Annotated in this window: 36 protein-coding genes and 2 tRNA genes; 7 read left to right on the forward strand and 31 right to left on the reverse strand. The window is 55.2% G+C overall.

The annotated features are described in order from the left end of the window. Window positions 1-5 precede the first annotated feature (5 nt). From purD to SQ11_RS05465, 3 genes are all read left to right on the forward strand, one after another. The gene (gene purD / locus SQ11_RS05455; protein ID WP_041513146.1) at window positions 6-1316 is read left to right on the forward strand and encodes a phosphoribosylamine--glycine ligase; all 1311 of its coding nucleotides are present in this window, start codon (window positions 6-8) and stop codon (window positions 1314-1316) included. A 50-nt stretch (window positions 1317-1366) separates the two neighbouring features. After that, window positions 1367-2266 carry an oxygen-dependent coproporphyrinogen oxidase gene (hemF, locus tag SQ11_RS05460; protein WP_041513147.1) on the forward strand — a complete coding sequence of 300 codons (900 nt, stop codon included), beginning with the start codon at window positions 1367-1369 and terminating at the stop codon, window positions 2264-2266. A gap of 135 nt (window positions 2267-2401) precedes the next feature. Further along, window positions 2402-2477: transfer RNA gene (locus SQ11_RS05465), tRNA-Ala, on the forward strand. A gap of 115 nt (window positions 2478-2592) precedes the next feature. Here the strand turns inward: SQ11_RS05465 and SQ11_RS17200 are convergent. Further along, complete coding sequence (locus tag SQ11_RS17200; RefSeq protein ID WP_156972416.1) at window positions 2593-2958, reverse strand: hypothetical protein; 366 nt, start codon at window positions 2956-2958, stop codon at window positions 2593-2595. A 391-nt stretch (window positions 2959-3349) separates the two neighbouring features. Between SQ11_RS17200 and SQ11_RS05470 the strand changes: the two genes are divergently transcribed. Genes SQ11_RS05470 through SQ11_RS17495 form a run of 3 tightly spaced genes read left to right on the forward strand, consistent with a single transcriptional unit; the run spans window position 3350 to window position 4105 of the window. Further along, a complete protein-coding gene (locus tag SQ11_RS05470) occupies window positions 3350-3541 on the forward strand; it encodes a hypothetical protein (protein WP_041513148.1) in 192 nt (63 codons plus the stop codon). Window positions 3542-3586: 45 nt separating this feature from the next. Beyond that, window positions 3587-3943: a hypothetical protein gene (locus SQ11_RS05475; RefSeq protein ID WP_041513149.1), complete on the forward strand. Its 357-nt coding sequence runs from the start codon at window positions 3587-3589 to the stop codon at window positions 3941-3943. 18 nt (window positions 3944-3961) lie between these two features. Further along, a complete protein-coding gene (locus SQ11_RS17495; RefSeq protein ID WP_232297906.1) occupies window positions 3962-4105 on the forward strand; it encodes a hypothetical protein in 144 nt (47 codons plus the stop codon). Window positions 4106-4154: 49 nt separating this feature from the next. Here the strand turns inward: SQ11_RS17495 and SQ11_RS05480 are convergent, their stop codons facing one another. After that, on the reverse strand, window positions 4155-5012 hold the full coding sequence (locus tag SQ11_RS05480; protein ID WP_041513150.1) for a GNAT family N-acetyltransferase: 858 nt from the start codon (window positions 5010-5012) through the stop codon (window positions 4155-4157). A gap of 305 nt (window positions 5013-5317) precedes the next feature. Here SQ11_RS05480 and SQ11_RS05485 point away from each other — a divergent pair. Continuing rightward, window positions 5318-5393, forward strand: a tRNA-Lys gene (locus SQ11_RS05485). 175 nt (window positions 5394-5568) lie between these two features. Here the strand turns inward: SQ11_RS05485 and SQ11_RS05490 are convergent. The 29 genes from SQ11_RS05490 to SQ11_RS05630 all read right to left on the reverse strand — a co-directional run bounded on the left by SQ11_RS05490 (window position 5569) and on the right by SQ11_RS05630 (window position 26663). Next, entirely contained in the window at window positions 5569-5970 is a 402-nt protein-coding gene (locus SQ11_RS05490; protein ID WP_041513151.1) for a hypothetical protein, read from the reverse strand. Window positions 5971-6001: 31 nt separating this feature from the next. Further along, window positions 6002-6766 carry a DNA adenine methylase gene (locus tag SQ11_RS05495; protein ID WP_041513152.1) on the reverse strand — a complete coding sequence of 255 codons (765 nt, stop codon included), beginning with the start codon at window positions 6764-6766 and terminating at the stop codon, window positions 6002-6004. A gap of 166 nt (window positions 6767-6932) precedes the next feature. Continuing rightward, window positions 6933-7160 (reverse strand): hypothetical protein, encoded by a 228-nt coding sequence (locus SQ11_RS05500; protein ID WP_041513153.1) that lies wholly within the window; start codon window positions 7158-7160, stop codon window positions 6933-6935. A 44-nt stretch (window positions 7161-7204) separates the two neighbouring features. Further along, window positions 7205-7468 (reverse strand): hypothetical protein, encoded by a 264-nt coding sequence (locus SQ11_RS05505; protein WP_041513154.1) that lies wholly within the window; start codon window positions 7466-7468, stop codon window positions 7205-7207. Further along, window positions 7462-8043 (reverse strand): hypothetical protein, encoded by a 582-nt coding sequence (locus SQ11_RS16325; RefSeq protein WP_052494005.1) that lies wholly within the window; start codon window positions 8041-8043, stop codon window positions 7462-7464. The genes SQ11_RS05505 and SQ11_RS16325 overlap by 7 nt, the downstream gene beginning before the upstream one ends. Then, window positions 8034-8417: a hypothetical protein gene (locus SQ11_RS17500; protein WP_041513155.1), complete on the reverse strand. Its 384-nt coding sequence runs from the start codon at window positions 8415-8417 to the stop codon at window positions 8034-8036. Before SQ11_RS17500 ends, SQ11_RS16325 begins: the two co-directional genes overlap by 10 nt. Then, on the reverse strand, window positions 8417-9046 hold the full coding sequence (locus tag SQ11_RS17505) for a hypothetical protein (protein ID WP_052494006.1): 630 nt from the start codon (window positions 9044-9046) through the stop codon (window positions 8417-8419). Before SQ11_RS17505 ends, SQ11_RS17500 begins: the two co-directional genes overlap by 1 nt. A 9-nt stretch (window positions 9047-9055) precedes the next feature. After that, window positions 9056-9643, reverse strand: coding sequence for a YmfQ family protein (locus tag SQ11_RS05530; protein ID WP_041513156.1), 588 nt, complete (start codon window positions 9641-9643; stop codon window positions 9056-9058). Next, window positions 9634-10689 carry a baseplate J/gp47 family protein gene (locus tag SQ11_RS05535; protein ID WP_041513157.1) on the reverse strand — a complete coding sequence of 352 codons (1056 nt, stop codon included), beginning with the start codon at window positions 10687-10689 and terminating at the stop codon, window positions 9634-9636. Before SQ11_RS05535 ends, SQ11_RS05530 begins: the two co-directional genes overlap by 10 nt. Continuing rightward, window positions 10690-11142 (reverse strand): phage GP46 family protein, encoded by a 453-nt coding sequence (locus SQ11_RS05540; RefSeq protein ID WP_041513158.1) that lies wholly within the window; start codon window positions 11140-11142, stop codon window positions 10690-10692. Beyond that, entirely contained in the window at window positions 11139-11567 is a 429-nt protein-coding gene (locus SQ11_RS05545) for a phage baseplate assembly protein V (protein ID WP_052494007.1), read from the reverse strand. Before SQ11_RS05545 ends, SQ11_RS05540 begins: the two co-directional genes overlap by 4 nt. Further along, a complete protein-coding gene (locus tag SQ11_RS05550) occupies window positions 11567-12646 on the reverse strand; it encodes a phage baseplate assembly protein (RefSeq protein ID WP_041513159.1) in 1080 nt (359 codons plus the stop codon). Before SQ11_RS05550 ends, SQ11_RS05545 begins: the two co-directional genes overlap by 1 nt. After that, complete coding sequence (locus SQ11_RS05555) at window positions 12643-13836, reverse strand: DNA circularization protein (protein ID WP_041513160.1); 1194 nt, start codon at window positions 13834-13836, stop codon at window positions 12643-12645. Before SQ11_RS05555 ends, SQ11_RS05550 begins: the two co-directional genes overlap by 4 nt. Beyond that, window positions 13836-15605: a phage tail tape measure protein gene (locus SQ11_RS05560; protein ID WP_084226740.1), complete on the reverse strand. Its 1770-nt coding sequence runs from the start codon at window positions 15603-15605 to the stop codon at window positions 13836-13838. Before SQ11_RS05560 ends, SQ11_RS05555 begins: the two co-directional genes overlap by 1 nt. Before the next feature lie 129 nt (window positions 15606-15734). Continuing rightward, window positions 15735-16055, reverse strand: coding sequence for a phage tail assembly protein (locus SQ11_RS05565; RefSeq protein ID WP_041513161.1), 321 nt, complete (start codon window positions 16053-16055; stop codon window positions 15735-15737). Between the two features lie 2 nt (window positions 16056-16057). Next, window positions 16058-16411: a phage tail tube protein gene (locus SQ11_RS05570; protein ID WP_041513162.1), complete on the reverse strand. Its 354-nt coding sequence runs from the start codon at window positions 16409-16411 to the stop codon at window positions 16058-16060. Between the two features lie 68 nt (window positions 16412-16479). After that, window positions 16480-16704, reverse strand: coding sequence for a hypothetical protein (locus SQ11_RS05575; RefSeq protein WP_041513163.1), 225 nt, complete (start codon window positions 16702-16704; stop codon window positions 16480-16482). 25 nt (window positions 16705-16729) lie between these two features. Then, window positions 16730-18202 carry a phage tail sheath subtilisin-like domain-containing protein gene (locus SQ11_RS05580; protein ID WP_041513164.1) on the reverse strand — a complete coding sequence of 491 codons (1473 nt, stop codon included), beginning with the start codon at window positions 18200-18202 and terminating at the stop codon, window positions 16730-16732. A gap of 76 nt (window positions 18203-18278) precedes the next feature. After that, the gene (locus SQ11_RS16725) at window positions 18279-18443 is read right to left on the reverse strand and encodes a DUF2635 domain-containing protein (protein WP_084226741.1); all 165 of its coding nucleotides are present in this window, start codon (window positions 18441-18443) and stop codon (window positions 18279-18281) included. A gap of 10 nt (window positions 18444-18453) precedes the next feature. Beyond that, the gene (locus SQ11_RS05585; protein WP_041513165.1) at window positions 18454-19065 is read right to left on the reverse strand and encodes a phage protein Gp37; all 612 of its coding nucleotides are present in this window, start codon (window positions 19063-19065) and stop codon (window positions 18454-18456) included. Continuing rightward, on the reverse strand, window positions 19055-19561 hold the full coding sequence (locus SQ11_RS16335; protein WP_052494009.1) for a phage virion morphogenesis protein: 507 nt from the start codon (window positions 19559-19561) through the stop codon (window positions 19055-19057). The genes SQ11_RS05585 and SQ11_RS16335 overlap by 11 nt, the downstream gene beginning before the upstream one ends. After that, window positions 19561-20064, reverse strand: a complete 504-nt coding sequence (locus SQ11_RS16340; RefSeq protein ID WP_052494010.1) for a gp436 family protein — start codon at window positions 20062-20064, stop codon at window positions 19561-19563. Before SQ11_RS16340 ends, SQ11_RS16335 begins: the two co-directional genes overlap by 1 nt. After that, the gene (locus SQ11_RS05600) at window positions 20064-20393 is read right to left on the reverse strand and encodes an HI1506-related protein (RefSeq protein ID WP_156972417.1); all 330 of its coding nucleotides are present in this window, start codon (window positions 20391-20393) and stop codon (window positions 20064-20066) included. Before SQ11_RS05600 ends, SQ11_RS16340 begins: the two co-directional genes overlap by 1 nt. Window positions 20394-20529: 136 nt before the next feature. Then, window positions 20530-21558 (reverse strand): Mu-like prophage major head subunit gpT family protein, encoded by a 1029-nt coding sequence (locus SQ11_RS05605; RefSeq protein WP_232297907.1) that lies wholly within the window; start codon window positions 21556-21558, stop codon window positions 20530-20532. A 59-nt stretch (window positions 21559-21617) separates the two neighbouring features. Beyond that, window positions 21618-22016 carry a hypothetical protein gene (locus SQ11_RS05610; RefSeq protein ID WP_041513167.1) on the reverse strand — a complete coding sequence of 133 codons (399 nt, stop codon included), beginning with the start codon at window positions 22014-22016 and terminating at the stop codon, window positions 21618-21620. Window positions 22017-22088: 72 nt separating this feature from the next. Then, window positions 22089-23192 (reverse strand): phage protease, encoded by a 1104-nt coding sequence (locus SQ11_RS05615; RefSeq protein WP_052494011.1) that lies wholly within the window; start codon window positions 23190-23192, stop codon window positions 22089-22091. Window positions 23193-23568: 376 nt separating this feature from the next. After that, window positions 23569-24840 (reverse strand): phage minor head protein, encoded by a 1272-nt coding sequence (locus tag SQ11_RS16345; protein ID WP_052494012.1) that lies wholly within the window; start codon window positions 24838-24840, stop codon window positions 23569-23571. Between the two features lies 1 nt (window position 24841). Continuing rightward, window positions 24842-25147, reverse strand: coding sequence for a hypothetical protein (locus tag SQ11_RS05625; protein WP_041513168.1), 306 nt, complete (start codon window positions 25145-25147; stop codon window positions 24842-24844). Next, window positions 25131-26663 carry a LamG-like jellyroll fold domain-containing protein gene (locus SQ11_RS05630; RefSeq protein ID WP_041513169.1) on the reverse strand — a complete coding sequence of 511 codons (1533 nt, stop codon included), beginning with the start codon at window positions 26661-26663 and terminating at the stop codon, window positions 25131-25133. Before SQ11_RS05630 ends, SQ11_RS05625 begins: the two co-directional genes overlap by 17 nt. Window position 26664: the final 1 nt, after the last annotated feature.

The raw sequence follows: 26664 nt of genomic DNA on the forward strand, positions 1-26664 counted from the left end.
CTGATATGAAACTACTTGTAATTGGCGGCGGCGGCAGGGAGCATGCGATAGCATGGAGACTGCTCCAGGCGGCGCGTGTCACGCGTCCCATAAAGGTGTTTATCGCCCCCGGCAACGCCGGCACGTCGCTGGAAAGCGACTTTGAGAATCTTTCCATTACCGGGATTCCCGAATTGGTGGAATTCGCCAAAAAGGAGTCCATCGCGTTCACCATCGTCGGGCCGGAGGCTCCCCTGGCGGCGGGCGTCGTGGATGCTTTCCGCGCGGCGGGCCAGAAGATTTTCGGTCCCACCCGGCAGGCCGCGCAACTGGAAACGTCTAAGGGTTTTGCCAAGGCTTTCATGCAGCGTCACGGTATTCCTACCGCTTCTTATGCCAGCTTCAGTTCCGCTGCCGAAGCCCATCATTATGTGGATCAGACAGGTGCACCTATCGTCATCAAGGCCGATGGCCTTGCGGCGGGCAAAGGGGTGGTGGTTGCCACGACGCTGGCGGAGGCCCACGCCGCCGTAGACGCGATGCTGGTTGAAAATCGCGTGGGGGATGCGGGTGCCGGGATCGTGATCGAGGAATTTCTGGAAGGCGAGGAGGCGAGTTTCATCGTCATGGCTGATGGCCGCCATGTGTTGCCGCTTGCCACCAGTCAGGATCACAAACGCCTCAAAGAAGGTGATCAAGGGCCCAATACCGGGGGCATGGGCGCGTATTCTCCCGCACCCGTCATCACGCCCAAGCTGCATGCCAAGATAATGCGTGAAGTGATCCAGGCGACGATCAACGGCCTGGAGCAGGAAGGCGAGAAATACACCGGGTTTCTTTATGCCGGGTTGATGATAGCGCCGGATGGCGGCGTAAAGGTACTGGAGTTCAATTGCCGCATGGGCGATCCGGAAGCGGAAGTCATCATGCTGCGGCTGAAAAGCGATCTGGTAACGCTGATGGAACACGCCATGAACGGAACGCTCGACAAGATAGAGGCGGAATGGGATCGCCGCACCGCCCTGGGTGTAGTAATGGCAGCCCCAGGTTATCCGGACACGCCGCGTAAGGGAGACGTGATTCATGGTTTGGCGGAACTCCCATCCATGGCGCTACCGGAAAAAGATTTTTGCGTGTTCCATGCAGGCACGGCTCTGGGGGGGGAAAACGGCAAGGAAATCGTGACTGCGGGTGGGCGTGTATTATGTGTTACCGCGCTGGGGGATAGCGTGAAGATGGCGCAGCGCCGCGCCTATGACGTTGCCGAGCAAATTCACTTCAACGGTTGTCAGATGCGCCACGACATCGGGTATCGCGCTATCAACCAACGAAAATAGTGAATCTGTAGTGCGTAGCCTGTAGGGCGGGATGGGGATCGGGAGTTTGCATGGATACAACGCAGCAAGTTAAAGAATTTTTCACCGGACTTCAGCAACGCATTGTCGCGCGTCTGGAAGAGGTGGATGGCAAATGTTTTCGCCGCGATCCATGGGAACGTCCCGAAGGCGGTGGTGGATTAAGCTGTGTGATGGAAGAGGGCAACGTACTTGAGCGTGGCGGAGTGAATTACTCACACGTGTTCGGTGGCGGGCTGCCCGCCTCGGCCACCGCCGCCCGGCCTGAACTGTCGGGACGTTCGTTCGAGGCAATGGGCGTGTCGCTGGTGCTGCATCCGCGCAATCCTTATGCACCTACGGTGCACCTGAATGTCCGTTACCTGGAAGCGCATAAGGAGGGGGCCGAGCCGGTCTGGTGGTTCGGCGGCGGAATGGACCTGACGCCTTACTATGGGTTTGAAGAAGACGCCATACACTTTCACCGGACTTGTAAAGATGCACTGCAACCGTTCGGTGGCGACCATCATGCACGCTTCAAGAAATGGTGCGACGAGTATTTTTATCTGAGGCACCGCAAGGAGCCGCGCGGCATAGGCGGTATTTTTTTTGATGATTTGAGCAAACCGGATTTCGATACCTGTTTCAATCTGACTAAAAGTGTCGGCGATCATTTCCTCCCTGCCTACGTGCCGCTACTGGAGCGGCACCTCAATACGCCCTATGGTGAACCTGAACGCGACTTCCAGGCCTATCGCCGGGGCCGCTATGTGGAATTCAATCTGGTGTGGGATCGTGGCACTCTGTTCGGCTTGCAATCGGGCGGACGTACCGAATCCATTCTGATGTCGTTGCCGCCCATCGTGAAATGGCGCTATGACTGGAAACCCGAGGCTGGCACCCCTGAAGATAAGCTCTATACGGATTTTCTGATTGGCAAGGACTGGGTGTGAAGGGCTTGAGCCTCGGTAATGCTTATAAGTGCAATTGTCTACCGAAATACCCCCGGAATTACCACATCATTGCCAATGCTTCAGAAACCTCAATATTATGCCACCGCTTTTTGTTATAAAATACGCGTAATAATCGGGGACGTAGCTCAGCTGGGAGAGCGTCGCGTTCGCAATGCGAAGGTCGGGAGTTCGATCCTCCTCGTCTCCACCAATTAGGTGTTTCAACAAGTCCCAAGAAGTCCCCGCCACCACCTTCGGGCTGGCTTTCTCGTCGTCGGTCATTTCGACCCCCTTTAGGAGTTTTAGGCCTCCCACTGCAGCATTACTTAATCCCCCGCAGCGCCTGGTAGCGTTGATGGACTTGCCCCCATCCCCGGAGTTCGCCCAGATGCGTTGGAGCCGGAAGTACTTGGCGGACCCTTTTTACTAGGGGGAGTGACGCCACCTGGATCGCTAGCGGAGCCACCTAATCCTGGCACGCTGCCATTTCCTCCTGCACTGCCCCCCGCTTTTCTTGCCGTACCAGCAGATGCACCAGCGCCAGCGGTTTCTACCGCGGATCCACCAGAAGTTACCCCAGCTTCAGCCGCCCTTGGGGCTCCAGCAGTGCCTTCTTGCGTGTAAACAAAGCCGACCAATCCACCCAGTAAACCAACGATGATCCAATCCTTCGAAATAGATTTAATGCTCATGGGTCGCTCCTAATATTCGATTTAGCAGGGTTGCTGTATCAAATATTACTCCGCAGCCAAAAACAATCTGTGCGCTATTTCGCATTAGCAGGATGCTCCCTTACTCCACTTTAACGCCTCAATAATCGACCAAAAGCGATAACGATATTTTCCCTGCCTTCCAGTCATGCATTGGCATTTAACCGCACCAGGCCAAACACCGAGAACTTGATCAAAGTTTCTATAAAATTATTTTTTTATTTCTCAGTGTCTGGTAGCGTGTTAAGTGCCTGTGCGATATATTGCCCACCTATTTTCCGCAGAATATTTTCGCCCACGATGCCTTTTTATCTTTCTTGATATAAAGCTCAGCAGTGGATAGGATGCAAATTCTTTACAAAAAGAGGTGAGCATGAGCAACGAAGAAGAGAAAGGGGTTCAAGAGGCAAAATTCTTTTCCAAGTTCGTTGCAATTTCAGGTCTGCCATATAATCTCTCCACCATAGAAAAACGCCCCCCACACCTGAGCCCGACATTCTCTGTGTTCACAGATCCTATGGTTTGGATGCTGAAACGCGCTGCCGTGATGAGCGCGATAGGTTAATCACATCAAATTAATTGGCAATAAAAAACCCGCCGAAGCGAGTTGATGATTATCTTGATCGTTCCGAGAATATTAATCAATGAGGAGCTTTTTAAATTGAAAAGAATCGCGCTTTTAGCAATCGCTTTATCCATTTTAAGTGGCTGCGCTGGGACTGGTTCTATTAGGGAGACTTTGGTGACATCGGAAAGAGGTGTTAAAACTTATCTTTTAGCAAAGGATGTCGGTTCTCTATTAGGAGAAGCATACACAGTGAAGGGATTGAATGAGCGGTCTAAGGAATTGTGTCCCAATGGCTACACTGTAATGAATGAGGAAACCCACGAGGTGAAAAATTGGACAGGGAATCCTGTCGGCAGGGAAGAGGTTACGAGAAAAATCATGTGCTACAGTTCTGAATAGGCAAGCTAGCGTTAAGCTTTGCAATTGATAAAAGGCGAGGCAAAGGCAGTAATCCAGGACGTGGCTTCTTATGAGGAAACGCAGGAGACGCTGGCGCTACTTAAGATTCTCGCACTTGGCAATCAGGAGATTGAAGCCGGGAAGGTCAAGCCGGGAGCCTGACGGCTCACCCCTCTGTACTCACCGTGACATCCGTCGTTTCGCCTCTACTTCAAAAGAGAATCGAAGGCAGGAAGGCGCCCGAAGGCTGGGTATAGAGCCCAAAGCTCATCAACGTCATGGGCTGGACAATGCGAAGTCCGTGCTGCAAGCACCAGCGGAACAGCTCGCCATTGCGCGTGGGCAGGAGAAAGCCCGGCCCCGGGAAGTCTTTCGCAGCCCCAATGAGGGCCTTGAGGTCTTCATTGCTCTCCCCCACGGCATGCCCAAAGAACCCGATTAATGTGGCGTAACCGGTGATGCGACCGGCGTGTTCGACCACGGTGGCAGTGCCTTGTTGGATCGCTTGGCGCAGCTCGTGACCCCGATCATATCCATGGACGTTCTGACAAAGCCGATTGCAAGCCTCTTCATCCCCAGCTTGCGCGGGACGCACGATGTAGCCTGGGATGTCGAGCTCCAGCGCCGGCCCCTGCAGGTTTGCCAGCGGCTCCCGTACCTCGAATCCCAGCTTGGTGTAGAGGGCCAGGGAGCGGTTATGATACGCGGCTTGCACCAGGCGCACTCCGGCGAACCGTTTCTGCCAGGCACGCGCCAATACGTCTTCCATCAGGCATCTGCCAACCGTGCTGTTTTGGACATCCGGGGCGACCGTTAGCGGACCGATACCCGCGATGACCGCATCTTCCCACAGGAAATTGCTGCCTATGATCCGCCCCTCGCTCTCAGCTACCACCGAGTATACGTCAGGGCGTGACAACAGCGATGAAAAGAGGTCACATGCCACCTCGGTCGAGGGAAAATCCGACGGGAAATTATGTTGTCCGGATATCGTCCTGAATGCCTCGTAGCAGATCATTCCGCCCGCCTCCGCGTCTGCGAGACGGCCCGTTCGTATATTGAAATGCATGTTTACTCCGCTCGAATAATTAATCTAAGGGGGGGATATAAGGGGATAGTAAATCAGAGGGAAAAATGATAACCATGCCTGGTTTCTACTTTGTAATTTAGACACGGTCAGCACGACTTTGCAACCAGCGCTTGCAGTCGATTAGTGTGCGTTAAAGCACCTTTCCCCGGGTAGATAAAAAAATCCATCGCACATCATCCATTCGAATTTCTCAACGGATGTGGTAGCATTCGCTACTATGAAGTTTGGTCAATACGAAGCCGAGATTCAAGCTTCTTGTTTCAGCCACACTCCTTGAAAATTCCGGGTCGTTAGCTCAGTTGGTAGAGCAGCGGACTCTTAATCCGTAGGTCGAGCGTTCGAGCCGCTCACGACCCACCAATAATCAAAGAGTTATCCTTCCGATTCTCGGGAGTGTAACCCTTTTCTATTTTATGTAAGTGCAGGTGTAAGTAAATATTATGCGATCGCACATTAGAATTGGGCACGTGGGTGTAACTGCGCGCACCATTTGAGACTATTTTGCGCTTCATTTGAGACTGCCTGAAACGCTATTTTATTGATCCCAATTCTTCCATTCCTTGTTCCAGCTCTTCCAATGGTGCAAAATCTCATCCGCCTCTTCCTTACCTAGGCTGACCTCGTTGGCATCGCGCAATAATAGTTGAACGAATTTTTCAACACACCCTGGGTGGAACCATATTTCGAGTGGTTCCGGTTCCGGTGTTGTTGGATTATGGCCATGCCACATGACCGCTGGTAGTTGTTGCAGGTCTCCGCAGCAATGGAAGCAACGCTTTCCGACCTCCTGGATAAATGGGCGGAAGCGTTCCGGAGAGAGCAGGGACTCCGCGTCGTTCTGTGATAGCCCCTGCGTCTGAACGGCATCTTCTACTTCCTGACTTGTTTTACGATGCTTCTCGAAATTAAATTGAATGTGTTTAGAACGAACTAGCATTGGGCATTTCCTCCTCGCCCAGCATTCTAGATTATTTCCAGTTCCTTATGATTAATTCTGAACGCCTGCCCCGCCCCTGAGTACCACCAACGGTATAATTGATGTCTACCGATTCCGTTGTTAGACCGCTAAACGCTTTGCGCATTTCAGGGATATCGTTGACGCTTACAATCATTTTTCCTCTGATCGATCGGGCCAGATCAGCCATTTGATCGTATTGCTCCAGGCCGAAATCAACCCCATATCCTTCAGTGCCCCAGTAGGGAGGATCACAATAAAATAAGGTATGGGGGCGATCATATCGGCGCATACATTCCTGCCAGTTCACGTGTTCTATGTATGTGCGTGCCAACCGCAGATGCGCCTGGCTTAAATCCTCCTCCAACCTCAGTAAGTTTAGCCTTGGTGGACAAGTAGTAGCTGTGCCAAAGCTCTGGCTTTCCACCCTTCCGCCGAAAGCAAGCTTTTGAAGATAAAAGAACCGCGCCGCGCGCTGGACATCGGTCAACGTTTCCGTTGGGGTAATTTGCGTCCACTTGTAAATTTCACGGCTGGTTAACGCCCATTTGAATTGCCGGACAAATTCCTCCAAATGGTATTTAACTATTCGGTACAAATTGACCAGCTCGCCATTGATATCATTCAATACTTCGACCGGCGCTGGGGCTTTACGAAAATACAGTGCAGCCGCTCCTGCGAACGGCTCTACATAACATTCATGGTCTGGGAATAGCGGGATAATCTTGTTTGCCAGGCGTCGTTTCCCGCCGATCCAGGGAATAATAGGGTTGTGCATTACGTGAGCCTTATAAATGGTTATGCTAGACTCCGATTGCCGCGTACGTGGCAGGGAGCCTTGGCTATGGCTCACAGCTATATTCTGTGGGTTATGGCGACCGGGATCATGTTAGCGCATGATTCCGGTCGCTCTCTCATCTGTGTAATCTATACGCAGATGGTGATCAGCCAAACAGGCTCTTCGCTGCCCAGCCTATCAATCCGCCAACCGTCAGCATCGCCATCGAGATACCTATCACGATAGGAGCGGAGTAACTCGATTGCTCGATCGCATTCAATCCTCTGTCTACAACAGCATCGGCCTGCTGATTCAGATTTTTGGCCTCGGTTAATGCGGCGGTCAGCGTATCTTGAAGTGCTTTTATTTGAGCTTTCACATCTTCAACGTTCATGGTCTATCTCCTTCGTCTGTGGTTAAAAGTGATGCCCTTGACTTTCATGCTGCGTAAAAAATAACTGTTAATAGCAGGGAAGCCAGCCCCCAAAAGAACAGATCCTGCCTCCCCAGGGCGCGCCAGTCCCAATTATGTTGTTCCAGCTCGCGAACAATCCCTCCGACGAAAGACAGAACCCCGGCGCCCCAGGCCGGAATAGGCAGCAGAATCAATATCCACAAAATTCCTGAGTAACCCATGTGGAGAAATTGATAGCCAATCTCTACCCATAACGGTCGCCCTGGCTTGAGAGAAAAAATTACCATTGGATTGCGTCCAGTTGTTGCTGAGTGGGAGTCACACCCAGCGCCTCGATCTGATCGCGCAGGCCCTGTGCCTTCCCGGTTAGTTCACCGTGAATCGGAGAAAACAGAGCGGCTTTTGCGAGGATCTTAGCAACGAAGGCGGCCTTAGTGATCCCGCGCCCTATTACCGCCCCATCGATCCAGGGTGTGGGCATGTCATTATTCAACTCCCATGCGCGCGCCTCTTCTTCCTGCTTTGGCCAGCTTTTTACCTCCTCCTCCGGGTAGTCGGCAGTTACCACTTTTACAGCCGATTGATAGTCCCCATTAATGCGTGCCAATGCGGCGGATATCATCTGCGCAGTGGTCGGAGGCGCAGGCGGCTGTGGTGCGGCCGCGATCCATAAATCGATGAATGGCTGAAAGGGATCGATGTCACCCAATAGGGTGTTGGCCGTATCGTCATACTCGACATGCCCTTGGGTGCCATCCCATTGCACCACCCTGACTCCCTCAAATAGGGCAGAGAGGTCTACCTGACGAAATACGCCGCCAACTCCAACAACGCCATCGTCTCGAATAATCGTTACTCGCATAGTTTCTCCTTTGAAATTGCCATTGGAATGTAAAGGGGTGGGTGTGAGTTAGCCACCATCATTGGATTATGGATATGCGGTGAATTGTTGAGTGTGGCAAAAGATTGGCGGTTTCTTTCACCCTCTTTCACCATTTCATTGCGGAACGACTCGGTGGCCGCCACCCCCTTGCGTGACTCGTTGGCCGTGTTAATCATCAGCGTTGGCATCCAGGCAATTGCGCACCCAAAATCCTCGACCTCTTTGCCGGTATTGGTATCAACTCCGGCAACCTTTATGTACCAAGGGCAGCGAGCGATATACTGCTTGCCGCCATCAGTTTTAACGTCTTCACACTTGGCACCGAGTGGACAGTCTGCTTGTCTTATATCCATTAGTTTTTGCTCGCCAGAATCATGTCAATATATTGCACTGCCAGATTTATGGCAGTACCGGTAAAAGTGTGATTGTGTGAACCACCACTACCTCCGTCAGTAGCGGTGCCTGGCGAAGCTGAGGGCGAACCTCCAGAGCCGCCACTTGGATTCGATCCCGCGCCGCCGGTGTTATACACGTTAAATGCATGAGGATGCGGTGGCGTTTGGGCCGTTGTCAGCGTGGTCGCACTATTCGAGCCATTCACTGCCTGAGACGCAAAAGCGGTGGTAAACGCGACTGAACCACCCGAACCACCTCCAGGACCGCTGACAATTCTCAACGCCTTATTGTTGTGCGTAGTGATCTGTGTCCAGCCTATCGGCGCCGCTGCTTGAAAAAATAACAACTTGGTTCCGATATCAAAATTCGATAACTCCAAAGCTTCTTTAAGCTGAGTTCTGCTACCAGGGTCGAGTGCCATTCCTGCACCCTCGATTACATTCGCAATTTCTTCCTGTATGGCATTGAAGATCGCGGCGTTGAGATCTGTTGGGGCGATCCCGAGCGATTGATTTCCATCTTTGAAGCCATGTTTGCCAGCCCCGAAAAGGTCAACAGCCTTGGTTGCGGTGTCAATTCGTTGCATTCTTTCTCCTTACACGTAAGCGAAAATAGCCGTGGTATGCGCTGGCTTAAAGTGATTGATCCGGCACTCGATAACCTCATCGCCCCACGCTTGGAGCGCATCATTACAGGTACTGTTACAGTTCATGACTATTGCGCCGCCAAGTGATGGCAGATTGATCCTCCAGGCAAACCGATCCGCCTCAGATGCCACTGCATCATTGCAATCATCGTTGCAATTCATCGGCCTGAATTCGTCAATCGTTGCGCCAGGGTAACCGAGCGCAGCGGCTATATTGATAAAGTATTGTCTGCTCTGGCCACCCAGGCTGGTCAGCTTAGAAACCAGTGCGGCACGCCGCTGCTCGACGGTCTGACCAGCGGTAAGGCAGGTATCAGGCAAACCGGCAATCCGTTCCCAATCGGTTAATAGATCCGATGTATTTCGCGGATCTGCCTCGTTGATCAGATCCTCGCCACGCCGGTCCACGCGGGCAAATTCCTCGGCCAAGGCCGCCAACAGCTGAGTAAGTGTCGCCTCGGCGTCGCGCGGCCATGCCTGGCCTTGCGGTAGCAACGATTGCAGCTGACGTAGATAATCGTTGGCTGTCATGCCCATATGATTGTTCCCATCGTCGCCATCTGGCCGGTGGCGTGTGTTACGTCCGCATTCGGCACAGTCATCGTGTAATTATTTTCGCCTGCTGCGATACTGATCGCCTGGCGAATATGCGAGAGCAGGATTGTGCCGCCCGGCTCGGCTTCGCGGAGCAACAGATCGGCAAGCTCGGCCTCAATGGCATCCTTGACCGCTGCTGTATTCGGTGTCGCTGCGATGGTGAAATTTAGCGCCACCGCTACCGGGGCTGTGACCATGACAGCGGCCGTTACCGGACGGCGGGCATCAATATAGTCTTGCACCGCCGCGACCTCTCCCGCGTCTGGAATGATGCTTACATCGTCATCGCGTACAAAGCGCACAGCGACGGTGCCAGGCCCCAGCTCCTGCGGGTACACCCATGCACGGGTCACACCAGCAACCTCAAGTGTCCAGGCGATATAGTCATAATCCGCACCGCCATGTGGCGGCTGCTGGATGCGGGCAATCAACCGGGCGCGAAGACTGGCGTCCGCCTCGGTATCGGACCCTTGAGAAAGCCCTCCAGTGGCAACGGTGGCCGAACCGTTAATTCCGGCAATCGGCACCACCATAGTTAACGCGGTAGCGGCATCTGTATTACCTGCCGCACCCGCCACCGAGGCGGTCACGGCAACGGTAGCGGTTCCTGATGATATGGTGGCATCGGCATCAGTGGTAAATTCCGCCGCATCCGCGCGCTGCATCACTGTACCCGCCGGAATGAGTGTGGCATTCGTGCCGGTGAACGCGACATTGCCAACCGCTGGTGTGGCAACCTTGCGCGGTTGTGTAAGCCAAATTGTCGACCAGCGGTCGAGTATTTCCGCTTCGGCTGTGTCGTAAATAACCTGCCTGGCCAGCCAATCAAGATAACCATACAACCCATGCACTGCACCGGCATGCACGCGTGAAAGTACGTTTAAGTTGGAACGACGTAGCCGGGCATCGACGCCTGGCAGGCGTGCTTCGATATCGTTGATCGAACGCTCTATCAGATCGGCAAGTGCTGGGCGGGAGAATGGCATTTATGCGGCCTTCCAGAAATTCTCAAAGCGGTATTTCGCAACGGTGCTATCAGGCCGAATGATCTCGATGTATATACCTAGCACACCCATGCGCACGATTGCGGTGGTGATATTCACTGCCTTTGCCACGCCATCCTCAACCAGCCAGTCAAGTGCCTCCTGGGCATATTCGCGGGCACGGATTACCACAGATTGCAGTTGTTTTTCCCGATGCAGCAACCACAACCGGCTACCGATCTTGTCCGCTGGCACATCGGCAAACATGTCCGCCCACCAGCCACGCCTATCGGCCGTGGCATCGGGGATGATATCGCCAGACTCGGCTTGACGATCCGTAAAGAGCGAAAGGATCACAGCCGTTTCCAATCCGTCGTCTGCGGTCAGGCCAAGGGCATCTATGGCATAATCGGCACCCTGCTCGAAGCCGAAAAAGAGAGTCTTAACGTCGCTCATGGCTGAAAGCTTTTGATATCGCCGGTGACTTCAAGCAGGGGTGTCACCATTCGCACTTTGGTGCTCGCGGTCACCTCAATCACCCCCCCGCGCTGCATTACAATCTTATCGCCTTGGTCCGTATAAATCGCCACCTCGCCGGGTTGCAGCCCCTTGAGCCGGTAGCGCCGGTCATCGACACGAATAGCAATACCGTGATCGCGGTTGCCATCGATAAACACTGCCGCAACTTCGGCGCCGCCATGCGGCACGGAAGTAAATCCATAATCCTGAAAGCGCTCAAGATCGCGTACTTCGCCCGCAAGTAACTGCACCTGCACTCCTTGCATCTTGAGGCCATCGTTGACCAGGGAAAGTACTCCGCGACCCACCATTAGCCGTACACGACGGGCCAATGGCGCGATCATCTTATTAATAGTGCGCATCAAAATCCGATACTCCAGTCATCACTTTTGCTCTTCTTCGCTTTATCCTGCTTGCCGGTTAGGCTGACTCCGGCCACCAAGTCGAAGGCTTCCCGCCGTACCAGTTGCAGCTCGGTGCGCGTACCTTGCTCATCAAGCATGAATACCACCGACGCGATCAGCAGATCCGCATCTGCATAAAGCATGGGGGAGCGCAGATGCACCATCGTGTTAGGCTTCCACAAGTTGCCCTCACTCGCCCATCCCTGCACCGTGATCGTGGCGCGATTGCCCCGGCCCATACGGACGTTACGCTCCCACTGAGCGCGCTGTGAAAGTGTGGCGCCGGTACCCTGATCTTCGGCCAATGTGATCAATGGCCTGTAGCGGGTAATTGCCGAGTCTCGTGATTCGGCTTGCTGATGCGCAACCTGCGGACCGGAAAAGTCATCACTGCCTACGCCTTGACTCTTGATAACGTAGCGGCTGTAGCGATCCTTCCAGGAGAATTCCCCTCTGGCCGCGAGAATGTTTTCACCTTCTGTTAGCGTTGCCACCGGGGCACCGGAACCCGCGCGGGTCAATACCAGGTTGCCCAATCCATCGGAAACCAGCAAGACAGCCTTCATTCTGGCAGCGCGCTCCAGGCATTCGAATGCCGTCTCGCTTTCTTCTATTGAGAATGGAGGATTGAAAGCACTACCCACATCGGTATTTCTAAACACCTTAATGCCGAACGACTGACATAAATCGACAGCAATCTGATCTAACTTACGGCCAGACCATTGCCCGCTCTTGTGAATTGCAGAGCAGTCCACCAGGTCGCCCGTTTTGTCACGACCGCTCACGGTAATGGTGTGCTGCTGTTTATCGTACTGTGGGGTTACGGTGTCGACGTAACCGGTAATCACTACCGCCTGATCGATCAGCACTTGGCATGACTGGCCAGGGTTAATTTGCCGAACGGCCGATTGTTCCACCCAGCGATCGGTAACTGACAACTCGAACGTACCGGCGATCTGCTCGATTCCACGCTCGATGCGGATAGTCTTCCAGCCGCCGTAAAATGCACCGTTAACACGCATCTCGACATTGCTCATGTGAGCACCTCAAGCGAGTGGCCGCCAGTCACAAATCCCGGATGGCGGATGCGGTTGCGCGCCACGATCTCTGTCTCTCGTGCGGCATCGCCATAGAGCTGATGTGCCACAACCAGGGCGGGTAGCGTTGTATTAGGCGTGAATTGCACGATGCGCGACAGATCGGCGCCGCGCGACGTGATATCGTGAACAACAGCCGAGCGCAAGTCGATCAGTGCCGTATAGGTAGTGTCGGGCGCGGTTTCGGCGGCAGCTTCCAATCGAGTAGCTAGGTCCGTGCGTACAGCGATCGCGTCGTCGTAACTGGCAAATTCCATCTGACTGCTGGCCCGGGCCGCTTCGACCAGTGCCGCATTGCGGGTCAGATCGATCACAGCTTGCTGGTTTGCAGCCTGCTGTTTACGTGCAGAAGTGGTGCCCGCAATAGATGACAACCCGGTAACGCCCAGATCGAACAGTCCCGAAAGCGAGAGAAACGCCGCTGCTGGCGAAAGCGCGATCGCGCGCATACCGCTGATTTGAGCAAAAACGCTGCCAGCCAGGCTCGAAGGAAAGCGGATCAAGCTGCTGGCAGTACTGCCAATCATGCTCAGATCGCGGACAAATTGCGGGGTGGTTGCTGTGTTTTGCAGAACGCTGTTTGACGATGTTTTAATTGCGGCGAGCGCTACCGCGATGCTGGCCAGCGCGCCGGTACTGACAAAATCAGGTTGCTTATCGACAGAAAATACATCCTCGAATGCTGACTTAACTGCGGTCTCGGCGTCACTGGCGGCAACCTCGACGCCGGTCTGGGTATCGGCACGCACCGTTGGCTGTACAACGTCGCTTGATTCCTGGAAGGTGATCGAGAAACGGACCACACCACCCTCATCCATTGATTGCGACCAGCGTCCGTTCGGCACGGCCACCTTCATACGGCCTTTATATGGATGTACCAGCTCACCAGTTCCCGGTGCTTCGAGGGCCTCGATCAGTGCATCGCGAGCGCGCATGACATCCGAACCCAGCACAAACGCCTCAAGCGTGAACTCACGCGCACGCCGCCCAAGATCCTCGACATAGGGCACATCCTTGCCAGGGTATTCGTGCGAGACCGTGCGGCGTCCGATCGTGGCATCTGCTGAGCGCACGTGGAACGGTACACTACGAAAGGTGGCTGCCTGAAGCTGATCGCGCCATGCAGCCATTACATCGCCCCCGCCATCGTCATGCCCGCATCGACGTTGAATCGTACGTTCTTATTGCTCGATGATGTACTTACGATACCGGCGCGGCCTTCGGAATCGACGCGAATATTGATAGTGCCGCCGATATCGGTAGTGCGCAATTTCTCATTGAGCGCAATGGCCTGTTGTGCATCCTGATTGCTAAAAAACGATAGTGCCTTGGAAATTGTGGCGCTGATCGCATTCCCTACCTCGGTGCCTTCAGTTGCCTTATAAAGTCCATAACCCGTGGCGCCGACAGCCGTGGCCACAAGTCCCGCTTTAGCCAGCATCCCACCGCCGATCAATGTAACCAGCTTAGCCAGCATCCCCCCGCCCGCCGCTCCGACCAGGTCTCCCGCCACGCCCCCCGTCATGTTGGACAAACCTCCGCCCGGCATATTGACTACATACACGGGTGTCACACCTGCCGCAGCTTCCAGCGCCTTGCCCTCCGCCAGTCCGGCTGCCGTCCCGCCGAAACGTTTAGCCAATGCGCCGATAGCCTTGCCACCGTAGCGTCCAGCGCCGAACAATCCTAGCAATCCAGCAGCCCCGCCAACGAGCATGTCTTTCCCATCCAGGCCCATGCCGCCAGCACTCTTGCTATCCATCATAGTTTTGATGGCGTCCGAAATACCGGCATTAATAGGTTGAATAAAGCTATCCGCAGCATTGCGCAAAGATGCCTTCAGCCTGCCCACCTGATCAATCGCGTTGTTGATGGCGCCGGGCATATCCTGCGCAAACGTACCGCCTGCCGCGCCGATACCGGCGGTCATCTGGCTGATGTTTCCCAGCATGTCGCCGGAAAGCAAAACGCGCATGCCCTTGATGGTGTCCAGATCCGCATTGCCGAATGCTTTCTGCACGAATAGTGAACGATCCTTTTCCGTGTTTAGCTGGTCATACTGCTTTTTTATGTCTGCCAGAACCTTCATCGGATCACGACGGTCGCCCGTGGAAGTATCGAAGAATTTTACTCCCGTGGCTTTCTGCGCTTCCTTCATGTAGCGCAGATTGGTAAATAGCCTGAGGGTGCTGTCTGCCAGCGTGGCCAGCCGTTCGGGCTGGCGCTCGATCTGAGATAGCCCTTCCACGAATGCAAGTGTTTGATCGAAGCCAAACCCGGCCGCCGCTGCGTTAGGTCCAATGCGGCCGAAAATGCTGGACAGGTTTTCCAGTTCAGCATTGCCCAGGCGTCCGGCAATCGTCATCTTTTCCAGCAGGGTGACGGCCATGTCCGGCTTCGTAAGATCGAAATTGAAAGCGGTAGCAGCAACGGTGAGCGATCCAGTCAAGCTATCCGCATTTGCTCCGGTTACCGCCATTGCCTTGTTGGTGGCATCAAGGACTGGTAGCGCTTCGGTGAACCGCAGCCCTGACTGCACGGCGTTGTTAAAACCCTGCTGCAGATCCTCAACGTTCTGCCCCGTGTCTTTCGCCATGCGAAAAAGTTCGGAGCGCAACCCAGCCACATCTGCCTGGCTGGCGCCTGCCGTCTGCCCGATTTGCGTCAAGCTCTTGTCCATGCGCGCTGACTGCACGATGGCGGCCACCGTGCCGACTGATACGCCGACCGATGCCAGTTTCCCCTCGACGCTACTCAACATGCCCTTGATCGCGTCAAATTCACGTTTGACGCCCCCGGCGAAACGGCGCACACCACCCCCCGCAGTAGTCAACCCAGAGACAAACCGGGTTGCGTCCGCGTGCAGTTTCATTGCTAGGGTGAGATCGCGATTAGCCATTCTTGATTTTGGTCAGGTGCGACAGATAATGATTAAACTCAAAGACTGGGAGAGCCTTTATTTCTTGGTACGACCAGCCTGTTTTCAGCGCAAGCAGAAAAATCCTATCCAGTGTTCCCTTCTGCTGCGCTACTCGGCTTCCCCCAGTTCGTCCAACTCCTGCTGCGCCCCGCGCAGCTCCCAGTAGTCGGCGGGCTTCAGACGTTGCAGCATGGCAAAAGTGAATGGCCCTTGATAAATACCGCCATTCTGATTAGAGACAGACTGCAACTGCCGCACCATTGCGTGTGCGTTGAATGTCATCGGCGTATGCATGCCGCCGCCCTGGCGCGTCGCCGCCACCTCGGCATCGGTCATATCCTGCACCGTGATTTCGCGCATCTCAAAATCGGTATACACTTCATCGCCGATCTTGAGGCCGTGCTTAAATTTTCCGGTTGTGGTTTGCATGGCTATGCTTCCTCCGCACTGATGCCTTCAAAGCGCAGCGCCACTTCTCCCTTGTCAAGCTCTATGGCTTTGGCGGACCACGCGTTACGCAGCATGTACACCTTGCCTGTATCGGCCTCGAATGTGACCGATGCATCGGTGGTATCCTGCAGCTCTTTGAGCGACGTATCCCCTTTGTGCGCAATGGTGCATTCCACATAGGGCACCGCAGTCTTCTCGCTATACCCGAGCACACCGCTGTCTCCCAGCACGGCTTCGCGCTCGATGCCGCCGAAACCCAGCTTTGCACCTTCTTTCGACGCCAGGCGCTTGCCGTTAACACTGACAAAAACGCGGCCGGTAACTTGATTCGACATGTAACTCTCCCGTTAAAAATTGATCTGGTTTAACCCTCAGTTATCCGGAAATTCCGGATAACTGTTGATTAGAAAAACGTAGGTTGTGCCACGGCTCGCGTGAGCGCCATTAGCGCGGTTTGAAAGTCGGTTGCGCCTATACTCACCCATCGCTGATCAAGTCCTTCGGTCGCTCTGAGTTTTTCTACTAACTCGCCAAGCTCGGCGCCTTTGGTCTTAATTTCATTCATAAGGGCTATCTCAGCTGATGTTAATTCGCGGTAGCCTTTAATCTGACGGTGCTGATTTTCCATTTTCTCCCCCGTTTACTTTTTCGAGTTACAGCCTGAATTGCACCGCCGCCGCGAACACCCGGAACTGATTAACAATATCGGGCGGGATCACCGCATTGACCCGGTTCGGATCGCTGTCGGAACGCACCACCAGCAAATCGGCCTTGAACTGGTCGAAGTCTTCCACCAGGCCAACTTGCTCCAATTCGCGGAATAATCCGAGCAGCTCAGCCCGGATCACGCGCGGCGTGACAATCGCTTGTCCAGGTGCGAAGTTCGTACCATCGTCGGCCAGCTTATAGCGGGGAAAGCGCAGCGCTATGCGCGCCCGTACCGCATAGCGGATGTAATCCACCGTCCATTTGGTTTCCAGATCCAGGTAACTGATATCCTCGATCCCGAACGCATTAGTCTGATAGGTAGTGACAACGCGCTCGATCAGCACACGGCCACCCGCGTCGACCAGGAAAGTACTGATACCATCCTTGAGCAACAGGTTGCGTTCCTCGCGCGTAAAACGTTCCTTTTCGCTCGGCGGCAGCAATCCCGACAGTAGCAGCGTTTGGAAAGGCCGGGCCGGATCGATCGCGCCATTGAACTCACACACGGATGCCAACACCGCCGCCCAGATCCACGGTGCGGTGGGTGATTTGCCGGAACCAACAATGGTCGAATGCAGAGAGTTACGCGCGGCGCCGTAAGTGGTCAATGTTCCATGTGTGCCGGAGAGCCCGGCGAAAGCATGGCCGGTCTTTTGGGACATTGGCCCCCAGCGTGTACCCAACTCATTTTCCAGCGCCACCATGTTGGCCGAGTCCGTCCAGGGGGTAACGATGGTGTAGTACTGGTCATTGCCGATGGCCGAAAGCGCATTAGATACATTCGGATTCCCGCTACCGCTGGCCATTGCCACGATAGCCAGGCTGACGCCCTTCGGTGTGGCTTCGCCCATGTAGTAGTTAAGCCGGATGTCGATCGCGTTGCCGCACTCGCCTTTGTGTCGCGCGGTGATAGTCACCACTCCAACTGAGGGAGTGGCGGTAACCGGAAGATCAGCTGCCGCGTTGATTGCGGCCGCGATAGAGGCGGCCACCACGGTTACCGTATCGCCTGCGGCGACTCCGGCCTGCAGACGAACGCCACCGATATACAATTTGATCGTGCCTGCCTCGGTTGGGGAGCCGGTCACGGTGATCGTGCCGGTCGCCACCACGCCAGCGAGCAGATCATCCAGCGCCACGGCCCACATGTCCGAGTAGGGGTTAGCGATCTTGGCGGCGGCAATCATGCCGTGCAGCTGCGAGCCGCGCCCGAAATACCCGGCCGCCTGGTCTGCATTCAGCATCCGCGTTGGGATCTGCTGTGCCACAGTACCGGCGGTCAGGCGCTGACCGAGAATCAAGATCTTGCGCTCTTGCTGCGGCAACCCCTGAACCGCCTTGCTGTTGTCGATTTCAATGTATTGGCCGGGAGTACGGATATCGACCGGGATCTCGGCGAAACTTACATTTTCTGGCATGGCTTATTTCTCCTGGTTAACTTATCTGGTCAAACATAAAGGTCAGTTTGCTTTTTTGGCCTGGTTGAAGGTTTACCTAAATTTTCTTGCCTTTCGGTTTCTCGACTTCAATTACATCGCCATCCGCAAGGCGGCGTAGCCAGTAGCTGTTTAACTCGACCGACGCTCCCTCTGCCGGCAGAACGTTCCCGTTCGGCATGCGCACATGCAAGTCTGGCGCGGGTTTGATAAATTTCTGCATCGTCTCTCCTTTATGATGTGGGCAGCGTTACCTGGTCAACGGCATCCGGCTTGGATGCAGTCTGGTCAGGCGGCTCTTGCAACCACTTGTTATGCTCGGCCGCAGTCTCATGCGGCGGGATATCCATATCACTATGGAACGTAGCGAAGTCGTTAAGCGCTTCCTCATCCACCGGTACGGGCAGATCCACCGTGCCGTACGTCTCGATCTGTACCACCCCGGCGTAAACGCCAGCCTTATAGAGCAGATCCTCGGCCATGAAATCGATTGCGGTTACCTTCCAACTGCTCTGCCCCGCGAACGCACCATCAAGCAATCCTGCAACCGCTTCCAGCATTTCATATAAGCCCACCGGCCCGATGGCGCCGCCGTCTCCCTGGCGCGCGGCAATGTGCCCCCGACTGTTGCGTGCGATACAGGCGACACCGAAGCGCAGCCGGGCCGAACGATCCGCCACCCGCAGAGATCCGGCGGCGAGATATACCGCCGGTGCATCCGTGGTGAATTTTTTCACCAGGCTGTCTCCCGACAGGTCCGGCAGACTGGCTACATCGCGCAGCTTGGCACCAATGGGTGCCCCCTTTATCAGCGCAATCAGATCATTTTCAGCTTCAGCCAGCATTGATAATTCCTTGAATCCGCATTTGCAGAATATCCAGTATGTCAGCCTCATCTCCGGCATTAATGCCCAGGAAAGGCCGCGCCGGGATGGTTACCGATTTGGTGGTGACAAACGCACCGTTAGCCAGCTTAAAGCGTAGCGATGATGCATTTCTCGGTTTGATTACGCCGCCAAATTGATGGATAGCGGCATAGATACGGTTAACACCCCATTCCGCAAAGTCACGGCCGGAATGACTGGTGATTGAATCACCCAGGTGTCCATCTTTGGTCAACGTCCTGCCCCCACTGATCTGCACGCGGATGCTCGGTTTCCAGCGCCTGCCATCCGGCCCGATCTCGGTACGGAAGCGCTCACGCGTGCTGTTTTCTCCCAGCGTAGCGATGTCGCGCATCGCATCCTTGTTGTCGCGGCCGAGCGCAATCAGGTTGAGCAACACCGCCCTGATCTTGGCATCGTCATGCGAAACGCTGACGGCAATGCCAGGCACGGCCATTAGATAAATCCTTCCGCGTTACCGCGCCGGAATACCGGCGTGGTAGACGAAATCTGCGCCGCGTCGTTGGCGGTCGGCCGATTGCCGGAGACATCCACACCCAGGCTGATTAAACCCTTGGCGATCGCCTCAAGCTGCTTGATAACGTTTTTGTTACGTTCGGTTACGGTGTCGGTAGCCATGTCGTCGTACAGCGCATAGCGGGCAAGATCACAGGCCGCCACCATTACCAAGCGCGGCACGGCAATCAGAGGTACTGTGTAACGAGTAGCGAGATAGCCGTTGATCGTGCTATCCGCATCCAGCAGCTTGCTCTCGATCAGCGTCAGCGCTGCCACTGTTGCCGCCTGCTCATCCGTGGTGTAACCGGCAAGGCTTCCTGCGGCGGCGGCCGTCTTGAGCATCTCCGCCGTCACCATGCGCGGCATGCCACGATCAGCCCGCTGCGCGATCTCTTCAGCGCCGAACTGGTCAAGCAGGTTAGTGGCGGTGGCGTACGTCATTACTCAGCTGCGATATCGATAAAAGCGACGCTCAGCAGCGGCTCGCTGATAATTTGGTCAAGTTGCTCCGGGGTCAGATCAGCCGCGTTCAAAGTGACAGGCTCCGTACCGAATTGAATTCCGGCGCGCCGGAAACCGTTGCGCTCGGCCTGGACAATCAACGCATGCACCACTTTCTCTTTCTGGACTTCCGGCCCAGGCGCGGGAGGAAGTTCTGCTTCGCGTGTCCCTTGAGGTTCGGACACAGATTGGGCAGATTCCAGCATAGCTTCCGTCTCACCGGACACCACGCTTGATTGAGCTGGTACTGCAGGGTTTCTCTTTGCCATATCGATCTCCATTAATCTGCAGAGGCGGGGGGAGGTGAATCGTCTTTATCCTCCCCCATCGCTTGCAGGCACGGGCAGGGTTTTATTCAATTACGCTCCGTCTTAACGGAGCGCTCACATCAAGCGTCAGCGGCAATTAACCGGTTGATCCCCAGGCCATCTGCCAAAAACCATAACCGCCCGCCGCCCGCGCTTCCGCGCCGAACTTGAATTTCTTGCGGCTGAATACATCGTCAGTTTGCGGATCTATCTGCTCGACGAACACCGGCGCCTTGCGCTCCTGGTAAATAAAAGGCTTGACCGGCTTCGTGGTGTCTAGCAGGAACCAGGCCGTATCGGAAGTCAGCCGGGCATCCACCACCACTTCAGCCGTTCCTTTGTAGGGATTGGCTTTGCCATCGTCGAGGCGATCGTTATTGATAAGTGCCAGGGCAATTGCCTCAAGCGCAGGGGGCACGAGCAATACGTTCGGGATGATATTGAGGGGACGGCCTTCATCGTCTTTGAATTTGCGCATCGCCGTGCGGCCCGCGCCATAACTGGCGATAGCAAGCGCCTGCGTAGCGGCGGATAGCGCTACCGCACCCTTATTGGAGACCGATGCACCCGCCACCGGGTGATCAGTGTCAAAATAATATTGACCGTCGTAGCACTGGTTGGCGAAGCCACCATTGACCAGAGCCATCACAATCTCATCCGGCAATTGCTTAGCTGAGAAACCGGCCATTTGAGCTTGAGGCGCATAAATGCCAAGCTGATCATCCTCGATGTGATTGCGATCAACTTCTATAGTGGCTTCCCAGTCGTCATTAACGATCGTGTATTTGAAGGCTTCGAGGGATTTAACAAACTTATCGCCAACCCACTTCCGCATTTTCGGGAAAGCGGATAGCCAGGCGTAATCATTTTGCCCAGTAGTGGATGGTACTTTCATGGCAATTTTTTGCCAGACAGATGGCGCCGCGTCGAACGCATTGACGAATGAGGTTTTGAGGCTGATAAATACATTGCTGATTGTGTCTTTGTTCACCAGCATCCCAGCAAAACCAAGCAGCTCGATGCCGGAACCGGCATCATGTTGCCCGGCTATCGCACCGAACGGCAGAAGCGCCAGCAGCGCCACAAGACCGGCGCCGATCAGAGTGAGAATTTTAGAAAAATGCATCGTTGTTTCTCCTGGTAGATAAATAAATAGAGCTGCTTTTCTTCTCTAGCTTTGAATCTTTACTGCACCCAGACGCCGTCCGAATCGACTCCGATCACAACTCCGGCAGCGGAACGGGTATTGGTACCATTGGTCTTGGCCACTGTTTGGTCATCAATGACATAACAAGTTTTGCCAAGGTCGGCCTGAGTTACCGCATCGGCGCCGTGATTGAGCCACTTGAACGCTTTGCGGCGGCGCACAAGCACGTTCTTGGCGCCATTGGCGCCGGGATTCACTACTTGCTCTTCAGCCCGACCAAGGTAAGTTAGCGTGGTAGCAACAGCGCCGGGGGTTGCGTAACCACTGGCGTTGGCCACCACCAACGCGCCCGCGTAAATGGTGACGCCAGTGGCTACGGGGACGGAGATCAATTCCCCGTCTTGCATGTGTGTGTTGCGATCTGCTGCGAGTGCCATATCTTTCTCCTTGTCTGATGTTTTAATCTTCGCGAGGCCAAGTGGCCGGGCGATCCCGCGCGACCAGGTTCTTTAAACTGGCGCGCCGAGTGTTTTCTTGAATTCTTCCGGCGAGACGCCCATTGCTTTGCATACGGCCAATTGCGATTCAGTGAGCTGCTCATCGTTCCCACCTTCACCAGGCTTCTTGCCGCCGGTCTGAGTACCACTGAGAGCCGCAACCGGCTGCGCGGTATCGAGATAGCCTTTCAGCGCCGCGATATCCTTGCCACCCAGTTCACGCGCCCATGCTTCTTGCGGAGGCAACAGACGCCCGTCGGCAAGCGCGGCGGTAACCAGGCTATCCACCTCGCGCCCGTTAACTTCTGCCCGTAGCGACGCCAGCTCATCCTGCACCGCTTTCATGGTATCGATTGGCACATACTTGGCCGGATCTGGTGAGGCAGCCTTGAGTTCAACAATTTCCGTGTTCCGCGCGGCGAGCAGCGTGGGCAAGCTGAATCCAACCGTGGCCGCTTCCGGATTGCCGTTTTTTATTACGTCAACGGCTTTCTGCAGCTCCGCTACAACCTCTTCCGTGGTGGCCAGTGTTGGCAGATTTAGAAGCCAACGGATATTGTTCAACAGCTCATCAAGGTTCATAGTTAAAAGCTCCTGTGTTTCAGTTGAAAAGCGTGTAGCGGCAGCCTGTGCCACCACGTCGTCCATCCCATCAAGGGCTGGGTTATTGGTTAATGCCGCGTTAAAGATTGATCTGATCGCACCGGTTTTTTTGTCGTAGCTGAAAACCGGGGAAATGTAGAGATACTCCTTCGCCTCGATCAAGGCTGAGGCGCGTGCAGTCCATTCAACATCAATCGCATAAAGGCCATCGCCCTCACGCCATTCAAGCTTCTTGAACCAAGCCGCCGCCGGGGCAGGCTGGCCGTTTTTTGCAGCCAGCAGGGATTGATGCTCATAGTCGATCACCAGGGGATTGCTCCGCCCGGCAAGTTGGTCAATGATGGCTTGAGCCAGTGTTGCATCGATGTACCAGTGCGGCGCATCCTTGGGACGACCATCCGTGGCGCGGAACTTTCCGGCGGGAAGCAATTGCACCTCGGCACTGGCGGACAGCGCAAATGCGCACGCGGCAAAACCAATTGCGAGGGGGAAGGTTTTCGGTTTGCGATTCATGCCGCCATTGTGCGGGCGGCCGGGAAGGTAGTTAAGGCGGAAGCGTTTCCGCCCCGGAAGGGATTAGGATCTAAATTAGATTAGCACCCTAAAAACTCTACCGTCAACCGATAAGATGCGAAACATAGGTTTTGCTCCGCGTTTCAATGCCGCTATGAGCGAATTTAACGGGGGTCTAACGCGGGTATCTGAATTTTTCAGGGGCATAGTAGCCGGATACGTCTCTCAAACGCTTAAACCCCCATCTTTCAGCTTGCTGCTTTTCCCCACTGGGACTATACTTTTATCGAACGGGTGAGCTGTGGAAATTTCGGAGTCCACAGTAACGTTTCCGAGTATTCGTTGATGGAGGGACGTCCGGCCTCCCATCCGTTTCCTAATTCAAGTTGCCTCTCACCAAGCGGTATCTCTTCTCATTTTTCAGAGCAAGCGGGTCAACTTTAAAAGCTGCTCTTGCCATATTGAGCTTGCTCTTGGGTTTCTTTGGCACAAAATCGGACTGCACCACCAGCTTCTGCTTGCGCGGGTCATCAATGCTGTCCAAGACGTAGAGCAGATTCCCCGTCTCAGTGTCGTATAGTACCGCACGCGGATTCGCAAGTCCTTCCGGTAACGCCTCCCACTCCTCGGTTGTCAGCGCATCGCCAGCATTGGCATGACGTTCGGCCTTCTTGCCCACAATTAACCTATCCTGGATCGCAATTTCAGCCGACACGGGAGGCTTATCCATCGTGCGCAAGAATTCCACATCATCAGGATGCGCGAAACCGGCCACCGCAAACTTCCCTTGGCCACGGCCAGCCACTAGAGTATCCGTCACAAACGCGACAAAGCTCTGCGCCACTCCCGGCGACATCAGCGGAGACATTGTTTGCCACCAGCTGGCGCCGACGTCGGCCGGAGCCTGGATGATCTTTTCAGTAACGAACTTTGGTAGATTCTCCCGCCGTCCACCTGGCGGATAATGGAAAGCGGGATCTACCCCCTTCGGGATCTGCTGTACCTCGCCGCTGCGCTTGTTCACAAAGGTGTATTCCGGCACCACAGGCGCATCGCTCACAGTCAACCCGCGCCGATCCATCATCCCTTGGCTTAGCTGGATTACCCGGCATTTGCAGCCCCACGCCTTGACCGGCATGTGTGCCTGGTAGAACGGATCATCGGCTGGCAATATCAACCCGTCCCATGCCGCGTGCTGAAGGCGTGGATGTTCGCTGTTATTGCCGGAGTACTGCAGATAGGGCAAGCTTGCCTTGTTCGCCTGGATGCGCTCCCATTGCCCTTCGGAATGCGCCGTACGCAGATTGGTATCGTAGATCGTTTTGAGACGGCGCGTGCTGCCGAGCTGCACTTCCTTGACTTTTCCCGTATCGGGATCGGTCATCTCCGCACGGCCCCACCAGCCTTTCTGCATCAGTAGCGGCTTGAGGTTATTACGGAAGTCGGCGAACGTGGTGCCGTTTGCCAGCGCGGCATCAATCCCAGACCGGATGTCGCGCAGGATATCGAGTTGCATGGCCTTGGCCACGGTAAACGCAGCCTGGTGTTCCTGTTGCCAGACATCCTGCCAGTTAAACCCGATCTTGTAGCCCTTCTGCCGGAAATAGGCGATCGCCTCTTTTGGCGGAAGCGCTTTTAGCTGAATCATGTCAGACTACGCGGCTGGCTCGTACGGCGAGATCACCCTCGACCACTCCGACATTGGGCGTGCTGGCTTCCCAGCGCCAGCGCCACTCACCCGATTTGTCCAGCGTAATGTCGGCATGGTAGACGCCGTCGGCATCCTTGATCACTTCCGAATCCACGCCATAAGTAAATGTGGTGGGCGCCTCGGCGGGAGGCTTCACCTTAAGGATCAATCCACCCGGGTCTGCAAGGATGTTGGTTGCGCAATCGGTAATAGATACGGATACACGCACGACCGAGCCGATGAGATAACTAGCCGCTGCAGGCATATCCAACCTCCGTGGTGAGTTGCGTGATCGGCCGTCCGACAGTGTGCAGGATGCTTCCTGCCAGTGCGTGACGCGTCGTCAATAGCCCCGCCGAGTATTCCGTGCCAATACTCAGATCTCCATATGCCGACGCACTGCTTGCAGCAGATCCGGCCAGATTGATCCCGGTATGCAATGTTGCGATCGCGATCGCCTGTGCGATGGCCGGACCGTCCAGCTGGATGTGCGTGGTCAGACTTCCGCTGACAATAGCCTGCGATATCGCGGAGGCCGCGAGAGTGATCGATGCGCTAAGCTCGCCATTGGCAGAGGCGCCACCTTGCGCATCGCCCTTAAGGCGAATCCCACTAACCAGGCTGGCCGATGCTGCGGCCTGGGCAACAGCGGCGGCATTGAGGCGGATCTGTGCAGTCAAGCTGGCTGATGCCGTTGCCGATGCCTGTGCGTTGCCTTCCAGCTCACCCGAGGCCCCGGTACTCAGATTACCGCTGGCCGACGCGGTGCCGACGGCGGAACCAATCAGGCGAATAACGGTGTCCAGCATCCCGCTCGCGGCCGCTTCGGCCACGGCTGCGGCGGAAAGGTTTATGCCGCCGGAAAGCGCCGCTGAAGATATTGCCTGGGCGAGTGCGGCCCCGGATAGCTGGATTCTTGCAGTTAACGTGCCGCTGGCCGTGGAAACGGAAACGGCATCACTGGCCAGATTGATCTGCGTAGTCAACGTACCGATTGCCGCCGCCACGGATAGGGCTGTGCCGGTGATTTCGATCTGCGTTGTCAGCGCTCCTGAGGCCACCGCAGCCGCCTGGGCATCGCCCGCGAGCGCAGCCGCGCCACCTGCGGTTGTGGCCCATATCCGCCTTACCTGAGGTGTCCGCCTGATGTCAGGATGGGGTAGCAGCGAGGCGGTACCAGTTACCCCAAGCCCTTTCTCATCCGCCACCCTGACCATCGCCAGGTAGCGTACTAACGATTCGGGGCGAACCTGCTCAGCCGATACCCCTTTTTGCAGCGCATAAAACTCGGCATCAGTAAGAATCGTATTCCACCAGGCTACCTCGGCAAGAGATCCATTCCAATTACGTGTTCCACCAGGATTATTGCCGAAATACCAAGTGTCCGATCCCACGGGCCAGGAAGAATCGCTGCCCGATTGTGTAAGTCCTGCCCCTACCGTGAGGCGGACTCCATCTTGATAGACTGTTGGATCATTGGCCGAAGATGATGTATCAATAGAGAACCCGAGCGGAGCCCATACTCCCTCTGCCGGACGATTCCAGAGCCAATTTGTTGCAGCGCCCGCGCCAATGAAAAGTCTATAACTGGTTACGTCATTGTGATTACACAGAACAAAGGGATTCGCTCCCTCGCGCCCGAAAATTCGCCCCAGATTTCCGGCTCCCTCTCCATTCCGGTTCGTCCAGATGTGGAAGCTGAACTGCGCAGGAATGCCCTCGGTCGGGCCAGTAACCTTATCGGTCGATCCTACCCCTTTGGCTCCAAATCCGATTGCCATG

Source organism: Nitrosospira sp. NpAV (assembly GCF_000832065.1).
In the GTDB taxonomy this organism is placed as follows: Bacteria; Pseudomonadota; Gammaproteobacteria; order Burkholderiales; family Nitrosomonadaceae; genus Nitrosospira.